This window comes from Microcoleus vaginatus PCC 9802 (genome assembly GCA_022701275.1).
GTDB classification, from domain to species: Bacteria; Cyanobacteriota; Cyanobacteriia; order Cyanobacteriales; family Microcoleaceae; genus Microcoleus; species Microcoleus vaginatus_A.
In genome coordinates this window covers 3,416,456-3,428,905 of record CP031740.1, presented here as the reverse complement: position 1 = coordinate 3,428,905, position 12,450 = coordinate 3,416,456, and the positions used below count along the sequence as shown (strand labels likewise).

11 protein-coding genes are annotated in these 12,450 nt (G+C 45.2%); 5 read left to right on the top strand and 6 right to left on the bottom strand.

Annotation, left to right across the window (positions count from 1 at the left end):
* The first annotated feature begins 90 nt into the window (after nucleotides 1-90).
* The gene (locus tag D0A34_13910) at nucleotides 91-1,749 is read left to right on the top strand and encodes an alpha/beta hydrolase (GenBank protein UNU19822.1); all 1,659 of its coding nucleotides are present in this window, start codon (nucleotides 91-93) and stop codon (nucleotides 1,747-1,749) included.
* 333 nt (nucleotides 1,750-2,082) lie between these two features.
* Nucleotides 2,083-2,307 (top strand): hypothetical protein, encoded by a 225-nt coding sequence (locus D0A34_13905; protein ID UNU19821.1) that lies wholly within the window; start codon nucleotides 2,083-2,085, stop codon nucleotides 2,305-2,307.
* Nucleotides 2,308-2,593: 286 nt separating this feature from the next.
* Here the strand turns inward: D0A34_13905 and D0A34_13900 are convergent, their stop codons facing one another.
* Both D0A34_13900 and D0A34_13895 read right to left on the bottom strand, forming a co-directional pair.
* Nucleotides 2,594-3,643, bottom strand: a complete 1,050-nt coding sequence (locus D0A34_13900) for a ketol-acid reductoisomerase (protein ID UNU19820.1) — start codon at nucleotides 3,641-3,643, stop codon at nucleotides 2,594-2,596.
* Between the two features lie 115 nt (nucleotides 3,644-3,758).
* Nucleotides 3,759-3,968 carry a hypothetical protein gene (locus D0A34_13895; protein UNU19819.1) on the bottom strand — a complete coding sequence of 70 codons (210 nt, stop codon included), beginning with the start codon at nucleotides 3,966-3,968 and terminating at the stop codon, nucleotides 3,759-3,761.
* Between D0A34_13895 and D0A34_13890 the strand changes: the two genes are divergently transcribed.
* Both D0A34_13890 and D0A34_13885 read left to right on the top strand, forming a co-directional pair.
* Nucleotides 3,948-4,334: a VOC family protein gene (locus D0A34_13890; protein UNU19818.1), complete on the top strand. Its 387-nt coding sequence runs from the start codon at nucleotides 3,948-3,950 to the stop codon at nucleotides 4,332-4,334. The genes D0A34_13895 and D0A34_13890 overlap by 21 nt on opposite strands.
* Before the next feature lie 42 nt (nucleotides 4,335-4,376).
* Nucleotides 4,377-5,669: an endonuclease/exonuclease/phosphatase gene (locus D0A34_13885; protein ID UNU19817.1), complete on the top strand. Its 1,293-nt coding sequence runs from the start codon at nucleotides 4,377-4,379 to the stop codon at nucleotides 5,667-5,669.
* Here the strand turns inward: D0A34_13885 and D0A34_13880 are convergent.
* The 4 genes from D0A34_13880 to D0A34_13865 form a co-directional block, all read right to left on the bottom strand.
* The gene (locus D0A34_13880; protein ID UNU19816.1) at nucleotides 5,636-7,318 is read right to left on the bottom strand and encodes a dynamin; all 1,683 of its coding nucleotides are present in this window, start codon (nucleotides 7,316-7,318) and stop codon (nucleotides 5,636-5,638) included. The two genes, D0A34_13885 and D0A34_13880, sit on opposite strands and share 34 nt — an antisense overlap.
* Nucleotides 7,319-7,332: 14 nt before the next feature.
* Nucleotides 7,333-9,411, bottom strand: coding sequence for a dynamin (locus D0A34_13875; protein ID UNU19815.1), 2,079 nt, complete (start codon nucleotides 9,409-9,411; stop codon nucleotides 7,333-7,335).
* Between the two features lie 33 nt (nucleotides 9,412-9,444).
* Nucleotides 9,445-9,777, bottom strand: a complete 333-nt coding sequence (locus tag D0A34_13870) for a hypothetical protein (GenBank protein UNU19814.1) — start codon at nucleotides 9,775-9,777, stop codon at nucleotides 9,445-9,447.
* A 194-nt stretch (nucleotides 9,778-9,971) separates the two neighbouring features.
* Nucleotides 9,972-10,493: a pentapeptide repeat-containing protein gene (locus tag D0A34_13865; protein ID UNU22290.1), complete on the bottom strand. Its 522-nt coding sequence runs from the start codon at nucleotides 10,491-10,493 to the stop codon at nucleotides 9,972-9,974.
* A gap of 228 nt (nucleotides 10,494-10,721) precedes the next feature.
* Here D0A34_13865 and D0A34_13860 point away from each other — a divergent pair, with 228 nt between their 5' ends.
* Nucleotides 10,722-12,260 carry a SagB/ThcOx family dehydrogenase gene (locus D0A34_13860; GenBank protein UNU19813.1) on the top strand — a complete coding sequence of 513 codons (1,539 nt, stop codon included), beginning with the start codon at nucleotides 10,722-10,724 and terminating at the stop codon, nucleotides 12,258-12,260.
* The last annotated feature ends 190 nt before the right edge of the window (nucleotides 12,261-12,450 follow it).

The window sequence follows — 12,450 nt, the reverse complement described above, 5'->3', positions numbered from 1 at the left end:
GCAATTTCTCGGCATCTAGGACAATTTCTCGGTATCTGGGAGAATTTTGAGAATATGGTGATCTATCCTCTCTAGTTCAATAAGGTAAAAATGAGCATCAGACCAAATTTCAGATGGTTTTCTTCAGTGGCGAGTGTTTTGGGTTCGATTTCGATTAATCCTTTCAGTGACACGACATCTCCTGTAAAAGCTGCAGAAACGGTTGTTGTCCGCAAAGGTATTTTAGAATCGTCAATATCGGTTGCGGATTTGCGTGAACTCGCAGAAACAGGAAAAGTCCCCGCCAGACTGCAAGCTTATGCCAATCTCCTGTCTGACGAACAGCGCAGTAAAATCTTTCGGGCGCTGCAAGCGAAAATTCCCCTAAATGTAGTCGGCTTGAGCAACTTGCTAAATACGGGCATCGGCACTGCCATCCTGACGGATTTGACTACAGTGATACCCAGGCGCGACGGTGGGGGTGTGGAAGCCCTGCGATCGGCTCTGCTGCAGGGAGCAAACGCGCCGGAAGGCTTATCGGTATTGAGTTTCATTGAATCTTATCCGAGCTCGCGGGTCGTGGTGGACCTCGATCGAGCTTTCGCAGTTTTGGGAAATATGAACGCAAGTTTTTGGCAAACTCAGCGCTTTATGGCGGCGATCGCACCTCAGTTAGCACCGATTAAACCCGCGTTTAACCTACCTTTCGATCCAACCCAGCCAGGCCCTAATTCCGTGCAGGTACGGGCGCTAGATTTGAACGATAGCGCCCGCAATCGACCTATTCCGGTTGATGTGTACTGGTCGGAAGCTGCGACAGCCGACAAACCGACGATCGTCTTTTCTCACGGGTTGGGTTCCGTCCGCACGGATTTGCGCTACTTAGCCGAGCATTTGGCGTCTCACGGCTATGTAGTAGCAGCTTTAGAACATCCGGGCAGCAACGAGACGAATACCAATGCTGCGATCGCGGGTAAGTGTCCCTTGCTAGCTCCTCAAGAGTTTTTAGATCGTCCCAAAGACATCAGTTTTGTACTCGACGAACTGACAAAATTGAACGAAACTGATGATAATTTGCAGGGGAAAATCGCGATCGACCGAGCCGTAATAATTGGCTATTCCTTTGGCGGCGCTACAGCCTTGTCCTTGGCCGGCGCCGAACTGCAATTGAGCGGACTCAAACAGCGGTGTCAGGGAGATTTGATTGGGTTCAGCTTGGGCGAAGGCATTCAGTGCGCGGCGGCCGGATTGCCCGAAGAACGGTATCAATTGCGGGATGCGAGGATTAAAAGGGCGATCGCCATGAATCCGATCACATCATTACTATTTGGAGAAACTGGTTTAAGTGCAATTCAAATTCCTACCTTAATAGTAGCATCTTCCGCCGACAAAACAACTCCCGCCTTAGCCGAACAAATTGCCGGCTTTCCCAAAATTCCATCTCCTAAATGGCTAGTCGGTTTTGTAGGAGGAACGCACTTAAGCGTCAAAGATCCCAGTAAAACTTTAGACCAAGTTCGCAGGCCAAGCACAGGAATTACCGGCGATGAAGTTGTCGGCGACCAAGCTGTTAGCATACGCAATTATATTAAAGCTGTAAGTTTGGCTACCGCCGCTCAACTGACTGCTGAAGCTGACAAATATGCAGTCTTTCTAACACCAGAATACGCGCAATTTGCTTCCACATCTGCAATCCCGGTGCGGCTGGTCACAGAAATTTCCCCGGAAATTAATGCAGTCGTGCAAACTTTCATTCAAGGGAATAAGTAGTCATTAGTCATTAGTCATTAGTCATTAGCTAATAACTAATGATTAAGACTTGTAGTAATATCTAATAAGGTAACATCAGAATTATACTTGAGTGCGAGCCTCCCCCTCGCTCCTGAGAGGGTGGAGCCAAGCAGGACGCTACCACTGCATGGGGAAAATTATGATTCCGATGTCAGGGGAAACGATATTACGACTAGCAGCCTTTCCTTCTGTATGCGCGGCCGCTTAGCCCCCAGGGGTGTATTTTTCTTCTTAAGCTGTTTTTGATATATTTTGTCCGTGCAAGGGCAAAATATAACAAAGCGCTTCCACAAACTCTACTCCCAAACTGCCATGCCTAAAAAAAATCTTATCCCGCTGTTGCTGCTGTTTATAGCGCTGTTTACCCTTTACGGTGACACTTTAACTTTTCTCCCCAAACCTGTAAGAGATACTAGCGTGGCAAGCCGAAAGTTCTTCGTCGGGTTGTGGCCTTCGTGGGTGAAGCCGAAAGATTCAAACAAGCAAAGGGATAAGGAGATTGAAAACTTGGAAAAAAGTCCTAGTCCCAGTCGATAGTTTTGAGCTACCAGCGAGAAACCTGGTTTCTCTAATAATACCTAGCCTTTTTCTTGTAGGTTGGGTTAAGCGAAGCGAAACCCAACAGTACGATTTTAGATTTTGGATTTTAGATTAGAGATTTTTTATCCACTCTCTAATCTGTAATCTATTAAACTTGAGATTTGAGATTTTCCTCCAAGCGGTAAGGTGTGCAGTGCACACCCTACATAATTAGGTTCTGCGTCCAGGACTGTTTTAGATTTGTACTCCCATCTAAAATCTAAAATCTAAAATCTAAAATTGATTAAGCCTGCTTTTTCAACCAGCTAAACATAGCTCGCAAATCTTTACCAACTTCTTCAATAGGATGTTCTGCTTCCTGACGGCGCATGGAGGTAAAGCCCGGTTTGCCGGCTTGGTTTTCCAGAACGAATTCGCGGGCAAATTGGCCGGATTGAATTTCGCTGAGAATTTTGCGCATTTCGGCGCGGGTTTGATCCGTGACGATGCGGGGGCCGCGAGTTAAATCGCCGTATTCTGCGGTATTGGAGATGCTGTCGCGCATTTTGGCGAGGCCTCCTTCTACTACTAAGTCAACGATAAGTTTAACTTCGTGCAAACATTCAAAATAAGCTAATTCCGGTTGGTATCCGGCGTTAACTAAAGTTTCAAATCCAGCTTTAATTAATGCGCTCAAACCGCCGCACAAAACTACTTGTTCGCCAAAAAGATCGGTTTCAGTTTCTTCGCGGAAAGTGGTTTCCAGGATGCCGGCTCTGGTGCCACCGATACCTTTAGCATAGGCCATTGCCCGATCGCGCGCTTGACCGGAAGCATCTTGATATACTGCAAACAAACTCGGAACGCCTTCCCCTTGTTCGTAAGTCCGGCGCACCAAGTGTCCGGGGCCTTTGGGGGCAACCATTACTACGTCTACATTGGCAGGGGGAACAACTTGGCCGAAATGAATGTTAAAACCGTGAGCAAATGCTAAAACATTTCCTTCTGAAAGGTTCGGTTCAATTTGTTCTGTGTAAATAGTTTTTTGAACTTCATCGGGCAATAAAATCATGATGAAGTCAGCGGCGGCGGCTGCTTTGTCTACCGGGTGAACTGTTAAACCCGCATCGGTTGCTTTGGCGGCAGATTTGCTACCGGGATACAAACCGACAACGACATTCATGCCGCTGTCTTTGAGGTTGAGGGCGTGGGCGTGTCCTTGGGAACCGTAGCCGATGATAGCAATCGTTTTGTTGGCTAAGAGGTCTAGGTTCGCGTCGGTGTCGTAATACATACGGGCCATAATCCTTGTCTCCTGAGATGCAAATTGGGTGATTGACTGCAAAACTCTCATTTTATCAAAGTAGGGTGCTTTTTTTGCAGAAATTTTTCAGATTAAGATTTGGGCGAGGGAAAATAAAGAGCGATCGCCCTGAATTTCCCAGGGTTTGTCGCCGAGTCTGCGATCGTCAAATATAATTGTCAATAGCGTGCTGTGCTTTTGAAAAAACCTCACATCTTGCACGATTCTCAAGAACAGGCAAGATGCCTGTTCCACAAAAAAATTCACTCTTTGTGGAACAGGCATCTTGCCTGTTCATAAAAAGCTTATTTAAAATGGTGCAACATCTCAGAAAAACAAAACTAACTTTATTCAGATGAAAATAAAAGCAATACATCATGTGGCGATTATTTGCTCGGATTACGCAGCGTCGAAGAAATTTTATGTAGAAGTATTGGGATGTTCCATTATCAAAGAAACTTTCCGAACCGAGAGGAATTCTTACAAACTAGATTTGCGAGTCGGAAACGGCGACACCATCGAGCTTTTCTCATTTTCCCATCCTCCTGAAAGAGTTAACAATCCTGAAGCTTGCGGTTTGAGACATTTAGCTTTTGCCGTAGAGGACATAGAAGCATCAGTTGCTTACTTAAAATCCCAACAAGTAGAAGTAGAAGAAATTCGCCTTGACGAGATTACAGAAAAACGGTTTACATTTTTCAGAGATCCAGACAGCTTACCGTTAGAAATTTATGAATTTTAGAGCAACACCCAAGGTAAAAAAGCTTAGCAAACAGGATAAATAATGGACTCTATTATCCGAAACATAATCACGATCGGATTGCCTACTTTAATCCTATTAATAGCGAGAGTAGCTACAGGTAAAACAGGTGACTTAGCAACTTGGTCAGTTTTGAGGAAATTAGGCGGTTCCTTTGGTATGCTGATCGGTTTATGTGTGTTGGTATTTGTAGGATTTGTTGCCAATTCTGTTAGTTATTTTGTGGTAGATAGCTTGCTGGTGAGATTTTATCAAAAGCGACGAGAGTTAGAACCGCCAGAACAACTGGTAACAGAAATTGATAAATTGCCGATTACCAACGACCTCAAAATTAAGCTCAAATGGGCGGTGATGCACAGCAGCCACTACAAAATCATTAGCTTGAAGCACGTAATTTCAAAATGGTTTATTCTCGCAGCAATTGTAGGTGCACTACTGTCAATCGCAGGTTATTTGGGACAAATCAACATTCTTTTTGAATTGAGTTCTCATTTTAAATTACAATATCTGCTGGTTGGTTTCTCTACTTTTATATTCTTCGCTCTCGTGCGCTCAAAAAAAATCTGGTTGCTGGTGAGCGCATTTTGCATTATCATTAATTTGGCGGAAATTGTTCCTTGGTATTTCCCAGTGCCAGCCTTTGCAGGAGCGACTCCCGGACAACATCTGCGGATTTTGCATTCAAATGTTTTAACAAGTAACCGGCAATATTCTGAGGTGATATCCCTGGTAAAAGCAGAACAACCCGATATCGCGGTTTTTGTCGAAGTCAGCACAGTTTGGGCGAAGGAGTTAGCCGTTTTAAGCGAAATGTTTCCTTACTCTTGCCACTACCAACAATCTGAGAGATTTGGCAGTGCCATCTACAGCAAGCTGCCTTTAAAAAATCCCTCTGTTAAACCTTTTTCAAAGCGAAGAAAGAGCTTGTTTGCGGAGGTTGAATTTCAAGGGAAAATCATTTCTCTGATTCTTGCCCATCCGACTGTACCGATAAAACAGCAGAGTTTTATCGATCGCAATAAACAGCTAGCAGGCATCGGCGAGTATGCAGCCCAAGTAAAAAATCCGCTAATTGTGGTTGGAGATTTCAATACCACAATGTGGTCGCCGTTCTACAAAAATATGGTAAAAACCGGAAATTTGCGAAATGCGCGATCGGGCTTTGGCATTTTACCGACTTGGCCGACTTTTATGCCGCTGGCTTATATTCCGATCGATCACTTTCTAGTCAGCAAAGAAATTGGTGTTTTAAAGATTCGTACTGGCCGAAATGTCGGTTCGGATCATTTGCCGTTAATTACAGATTTAGTCATTTGAAGGCAGGATTCGATATTTTCTAACAAATTATGGATTAACTGGCTCTGATATTGCTGAATATTTTTCTGTAGCGGTTCTTTGCTGTCTTGAAAACAGATAACTTTTCCGGCGATTTCCTTGTAGTGTTGCAGCATGGAAAAAGTATCGGTGCTGAAGCGAGCGAGATAGTTTTTAGCAGCCTCGCTGCAAATTTCCTTTACTTGATTTAGATAAGCTTCTGACGATTCAGCGGGCTTTTCATACCCAGTTCTTTTATTCAAAATATAGCTAGCACCGCCGACTACTGCGGCTCCCACAGGCCCGCCTAACAGCCAACCTAAGCCGGTGGCGATCGCCACTGGAGCCACTTCGCCCTCGATCGACTTTTGAGCTGGAGGTGGCGGCGGTTCCGGTAAGGTGACTTGTGGGGATGGAGGAAACGAAATCAAAAGTGCGATCGGCTGTTCTTTGTCAAAGAATTCGCAAGCTTTATTTACCCATTCTGCGATGGTTTGCTGCTGATGTAACGCCTCTCGCTGAAATTTTAGCTTCCACGCATCAAAACTCCCTTCCTGAAGCGACAGGGCCATTTCGGATTGATAGCGCTGCAAAAGTGTGGGCTGGTAAAGCCAACTCTCGAAGTCAGAAACGCTGGCTAAAAACCCTTTTGATATCAGTTTTTCTGCTTTTTGTTTAATTTCAATTCTGTCTTTGTGCTTTTTTTGAGCTGTGGCTATTTCTGCCGTGACAGTTTCAGATTTCGCTCGGAGAGATTGGCAAATTTTAGTAGCTATAGCTTCAATCCTGGGCAACTTAACTGCTAGTTGTTCCTGTTGATCTGCCACAATACTTTGCAAAGCCGATTCAAACATGGCAATTCCTGTAGTTTGGGCCGCAGCCACATCTCCTTTCAGCCTCGCCCTCAAAGCCGGCAAAGCATCGACGCGGTAGATATTGCTGATATTGTTCGGCAAATTGGAGCGAAAACTTTCGGCAACAAACAACAACCGATTGTAAACTTGTTTTTGGTCGTCTGGTTCGAGTAGATTGAGAAAATTGGCAACAAAGACTACAGTGTTGATGTGGCGATCGCTCAACCAATCTCTCAAGTTCTCGCGTTCGCCTAAAGTCATCAATTTGCGAGCGTCTAAAACCTGCACAACTAAATCAGCCGTTAGCAATTTATCCCTGACTAAATTATCCTGTTCTTCCCGATCGTTGGTTCCCGGCAAATCCAGCAATTCCACACCTGTTTTCAGGAAAGGGTGGGGACAGTAAACATTAACAGCGGTCACATCATCCCGCATTTGTCTCGCATCGTCAAGGATGGCGTAGCGTTTCAACACATCAGTCCCCGGTTCGCTAACTTCCGTGCCGTCTTTCAGGGTAATTTTTGCGCGCAATTCCTCGCCGTAGTTGACATAAATGGCAGCACCTGTAGTGGGCACGAGGTCGATCGGCAAAGCACGATTTCCCAGCAAAGCATTGAGCAGAGTTGACTTGCCGTAATTAAACGGGCCAAAGACAGCAATTTGAAAAGTCGGTTTGGCGAGATAGTCGCAGATTGAGGTGGTATCTCGATACAGTTGGGAGTTTTTGTCAAGTTCGAGAATACCGAGTGCTGATTTGAGATAGTCGGTCAGGTTTTGATAAATTTCGGGTTGTTGCATATTGCTGTTTTATTTCATTTAGCGGATGCTAGGAAACCTTGATATAGGGATTCAATACTCTGCGACTCGGCAGAAACATCAGCCTCCAATTTTTTCAACCGCTCAGATTCAGCCTGACAATTAATCTCGCGAGATTCCTTTTGTTCCAGCAAATTATCTAACTCAGCTTTCCGAGAATTAATATCCGCATTCATGCGATCGCCCACTTCCCGCCCGTAAACATCAAAACACTCTTTAACAGCATCGTGAATCGGCTGCCACTGCTCTTGAGCCACCTGCGGCAGATATTTCACCAGCTCTTTTTTCGCCGCTTTTACCAACTGTTTGCGAGCTCCGTCTGCTTGCAAAACCCCAACACCGATTCCCAATAAAGCCAATGACAGCGGTCCCAAAACAACCCCCGTCAAACTAGCAAAAATCGTACTGACGCTCAACACAGTGATTAAATTAAGCAGGATATTTTTCCAATCAAAACCCGCTCCTGCCATTGCTACGCCCGCCAGATTTCCGGTCGTTAACGAGAACAATCCCATCGCCCATTTTGCCCAAGCGGGCGAGTTATCTTCGGTTGAGTTGCTGACTGCTGCTGGTATTTTTTGCCCAGTCAGTTTTTCTGTGATTTTTTCAGTCACTTTCGTGTAAGAGGCTCCGTAATTGGCCGCACTTTTCGATAGCTGTGAAAAGGCTGAATTCATCTCTTGTTCTGCTGTGAGAGTCCAAGCTGCTAATTTGTCGTTGATGTACTGCTCTAATGCTCGTTTGAGCGATGCTTCAAAGGCTTCTCGCTTGCCTTGGCTGAAGAAATCCAGAAAATTCAGATCCGGTTGATACCGCAAAAAATCTGTTTCAAAGGTATTTTCTAAGTTAAGAACGTAGGCGCGGAAAGAATCTGCGATCGCCCGCGATTTACTATCTCTAACGCCGATAATTTCTTGTTGAAATTCATCGCGAATCTGAGTCAGCTTCTTAAACTCTGGCTCAACTGAATTAATCTTTTCCTTCAACTCATTGACATCGCGATCGAGTAATGGTAATCGGCGCCCTACAGCTTCGCGGACGCGAGCAGAAATTTGACGCGCCAAAGTCCTCGCCGGACGCAATTCCGAAATCGCCCTTTCCTGCGTCAAAAACGTATTGAGTGCCGCCATAAACTCGGGAAAACCAGTTCCTGTCAAATCCGCCTCCGGGTTTTTGATCCGCAACCTGAGCGCCTTAAGTGAGGTAATTGCAAAGACTCGCTCGTCGTAAATATCGTGTCCTTCTGTTAAACAATATTCAGCTAAATTAGCTTGAAAAACCCGCCGCAGTTTCCCTTCTGCTTCTGCCAATTCTTCAGGATCGTCCGGGTCAATCAAACTTTCCCGCACCTGATCCCAAGCATTAATCAGAAAGAAAACGCTCAATCCGCGATTTTTGATGTAATTTTCTAGATAGCGTCTTTCCCCCATTGTGCAAGGCTGAGTTGCCCTGAGTACAAACAAAATAGCGTGGCAGTTGTTGATGTAACCGAGAGATAATTCATTGCGGGCTTCTGTATCGTTCAGTCCGGGACTGTCTACTATTTCTATGCCTTTTTCCAGCAAAGGTAAGGGATATTCTACTACGGCGCAGTCGATATCGGGAAATGCTGGTTTTTTTTCTTCTTCTAAACGTTTAGCCTCAGCGGGGTCAATTGTGTAGTTCTGTTTGAAACTTTTAAAATCGAGCTGTTTGGGGCTTTTGCCGTCATTGAAATAAACGGTGACTTTTTTTTCTGACCCATAGCGCAAAATCGTCAGCAAAGCTGTACAGGGATTTACATCGCTGGGTAGTAAGTTTTCGCCGATTAACGCATTGAGAAAAGTGCTTTTTCCGCGTTTCATGTCGCCTAGCACTAGCAGGCGAAAGACTCCTTGGCGCAAGTTTTTACTGGCGACATCAATGTCAGCGTTATCTGTTTCTAAACCGAGTTTGCCCGATGCTTCTCCTCCTGCTAATTCTGATTGGTTGATGGCTGTGGCGATGTTGCTGAGAGAGTCGGCAATTTCTCGGCGGACTGCGGCTACTCGCTCTAAATCGTTGAGAAAGTCGCTAGTTTCTACTTTAAGGTTCATGGGTGTTTCCTGATAGTTTCGTGCTTGAGCTTTTCAACTTCTGTCTTCTTCAATAAACATTTTGTAAGCGATCAAAGCAATGCCTCCCACTATCAGCGCGGCGGCCAGCCAAGATGCTATGCGAACTGCAACGACAACAGCAATAACAATGCCTGTAAATTGAGCGGCTGCTATAATTTTTCGGCGCCACTGTTTGAGTTTGCCCTTAGCTTGGCTGTCTGGTTCTTCGTACTTGCTCGTCCGATGTTCTGGCACTGAGCGATCAATTTCTGATTCTAGTTCGCGGAGCCGAATTTCTTGTTCGCGCCTCCGCAGTTCTTGTTCTTTGTGCCGGAGTTCTCTTGCTTTTTTGTCGGGAGAATTCATAAATTTTACCCGGTTTGCCGGTGGCAAAGTGTGTTATTTATTGTCAATGTTGCGGAGCGATAAGTTTTTTACAACTGTAACTCACATTTTCCGCTGTGTCGATAGATGTTAAGAAATGTAAAAAAGGGCGATTCCCTACGGGATAGCTACGCTTCACGACCTTTTAAGCCGATCGCCCCCAGCGCTGCAAATCCTCAATAGCCTTCGGGCCCGATAGTAGTGCGATCGCACTCAGCTTCCGACAAATCAACCAAGCGCGATCGAAATAAGTTGCAGCCCGCTAATTGAGCTTTGGTTAACTTTGCTTTCTCCAAATTAGCTCTGCTCAAATCCGCATATCTCAAATCCGCATTCCTCAAATCTGCATTGTACAAATCCGCACCTTGCAAATTGGCTTTCTGCAAATTGGCACCTTGTAAATTGGCGTGGCGCAAATTTGCTCTGGATAAATTTGCTCTGGATAAATTTGCTTCCGACAAGTTTGCCTGATAAAGTTGAATGTCGCCCAACTCAGCATCTTGCAAATCAGTTTTATAAAGATTGGCTTCAGTCAAATTTCCGTAGGGCAAATAAGCTCGCCTCAGAACGCTACCAGAAAGATTTATTTCTGCCAAATCTGCTTGAAACAAGTTATCTTCACTTAAGTCAACGGCGTTAAAGTTTCGCTTGCCCTCAGCATACTGAGCGAGCAATTCCTCAGCGCTTAGCTTTTGCATTTTCATCCCTTTATGAGGACAGCTATTGCAGCCAATCCATAACAGTAATTAATGGGTATTAATCTGTGTATTTATACTTAGGCATTGTTTTATGTTAAGCTTGTGTAACAACGATCTCATTTTTTCTAAGATTTTTTTTATATTTGTAAATTTCTGCCTTGCTCGACCAGTAAACGCTTAGTAATGTCAAGATCGATCGAGAAACCAAAGCGAATCCTCTACTGAAATATGCCAGAACTTCCTCTCTCCATTGCTCAGCACTACCACGAACGGACGAAATACGATCCTGAAACCATTGCTGCCAAAAGCAAACGGCTAGATTGGACAGAGCAACCTGTGCCGTTCAAAGAATATAAAATTGGAGCGTATTTTGACCTCAAGCCCTATCTAAAAGACCCCTCGGAGGATTCCGATGCCGATCCCGATGCCGGTTGGTGGCATCGGTTATCCAGCTTGTTGCTGTGCAGCTACGGGTTGACGGCGAAAGTGCAAACGGTAGACGACAGCTACCTGTATTTGCGATCGGCACCGTCGGCCGGCGGGCTCTACCCCGCAGAGGTTTATTTAATCTCCCGCGGCACTGCCCAGTTGCCGGCCGGACTTTACAACTATCAGTCCAGAACTCATTCACTTGTTCATTTTTGGGACAGTCAAGTTTGGCCGACCTTGCAAGCAGCTTGTTTCCAGCCGCCAGCGCTAGAAAATACCCAATTGGCGATCGCCATTACCACTGTTTTTTTTCGTTCTTCTTGGCGTTACGAAGACCGAGCTTATCGGCGAATTTTCCTAGACACCGGTCATCTATTGAGCAATATCGAGTTAGCTTGCGCGGTCAACGATTACCGACCTCACCTGATTGGAGGATTCGCCGACGAAGCTGTCAACGAATTACTGTACATCGACTCGGAGCAAGAAGGAGCGATTTGTGTAGTTGCTTTAGCCGACTTGCTAGATATTGACCAAAACTTGCCTAAATTTAAAACAGCTTTGCCCGGAAACACCACGACAGATTACCCGCAAATTTCCGAAGGTCAACTGTTAAGATACCTCCACAAAGCGACGCATTTAGAATCCGATCCCACCGGAGCAGACGGCTGGAAACTTGATGAAAGTGAAGGGGAATTAGAGGATAAATACAACTTTCCCTTTTGTACTAAAGTTTCGACGGTCACTCCTTCGATTCCTTGGGGAGTGAACCTGGAAACTTTAGAAAATACTATGCTCAAAAGGCGTTCGACCCGTGCTTATACAGGTGCTTCTTTGAGCTTGGGCGAACTGCTAGCTATGCTCGATTTTACTTACCAGCCGCAGCACTATATCGACCAAGGATTAGACGGTTCTCCCGACTATTTCGATATAAGTTTGATCGAGACTTTTATTGCTGTTTCAGGAGTGAATGGGTTAGAAGAAGGCTGTTACTATTACGCTCCGAAAGCTCAAGAATTGCGGCAAATTCGGTTTAAAAATTTCCGCAGGGAGCTGCATTTTTTGTGTTTGGGGCAAGATTTAGGCAGAGATGCGGGGGCGCTGTTGTTTCACACGGCGGATTTGAACAGGGCTGTAGCAAAATATGGCGATCGAGTTTACCGCTATTTGCACATGGACGCGGGCCATTTGGGCCAGCGGTTGAATTTAGCAGCTATACAACTGCGTTTGGGTGTCAGCGGTATCGCGGGCTTTTTTGACGATCGCGTCAATGACGTTCTCGGTATTCCTGCGGGTGAGGCTGTACTCTATATTACAAGTCTGGGAAGACCTCGATCGTGAGAATGAGTCAATCGATTTTAGATTTTAGATTTTAGATTTTAGATTGAAGAATTGGCCTGGCTGAATCGATTTTAGATTTTAGATTTTAGATTTTAGATTGAAGAATTGGCCCGGCTGATTTACGGTAGGAACCACTCAATCTGCAAAAAATCAAACAAGCGAGTCAGTCAATCCCCTGCATTTTCAAGTG

Bases quoted from the DNA above. Each gene is read 5' to 3' on its own strand.
- D0A34_13890 (UNU19818.1), top strand. From the start codon at position 3,948: ATGAAAATAAAAGCAATACATCATGTGGCGATTATTTGCTCGGATTAC.
- D0A34_13870 (UNU19814.1), bottom strand. From the start codon at position 9,777: ATGAATTCTCCCGACAAAAAAGCAAGAGAACTCCGGCACAAAGAACAA.
- D0A34_13905 (UNU19821.1), top strand. From the start codon at position 2,083: ATGCCTAAAAAAAATCTTATCCCGCTGTTGCTGCTGTTTATAGCGCTG.
- D0A34_13860 (UNU19813.1), top strand. From the start codon at position 10,722: ATGCCAGAACTTCCTCTCTCCATTGCTCAGCACTACCACGAACGGACG.
- D0A34_13880 (UNU19816.1), bottom strand. From the start codon at position 7,318: ATGCAACAACCCGAAATTTATCAAAACCTGACCGACTATCTCAAATCA.
- D0A34_13865 (UNU22290.1), bottom strand. From the start codon at position 10,493: ATGCAAAAGCTAAGCGCTGAGGAATTGCTCGCTCAGTATGCTGAGGGC.
- D0A34_13900 (UNU19820.1), bottom strand. From the start codon at position 3,643: ATGAGAGTTTTGCAGTCAATCACCCAATTTGCATCTCAGGAGACAAGG.
- D0A34_13910 (UNU19822.1), top strand. From the start codon at position 91: ATGAGCATCAGACCAAATTTCAGATGGTTTTCTTCAGTGGCGAGTGTT.
- D0A34_13895 (UNU19819.1), bottom strand. From the start codon at position 3,968: ATGTATTGCTTTTATTTTCATCTGAATAAAGTTAGTTTTGTTTTTCTG.
- D0A34_13875 (UNU19815.1), bottom strand. From the start codon at position 9,411: ATGAACCTTAAAGTAGAAACTAGCGACTTTCTCAACGATTTAGAGCGA.
- D0A34_13885 (UNU19817.1), top strand. From the start codon at position 4,377: ATGGACTCTATTATCCGAAACATAATCACGATCGGATTGCCTACTTTA.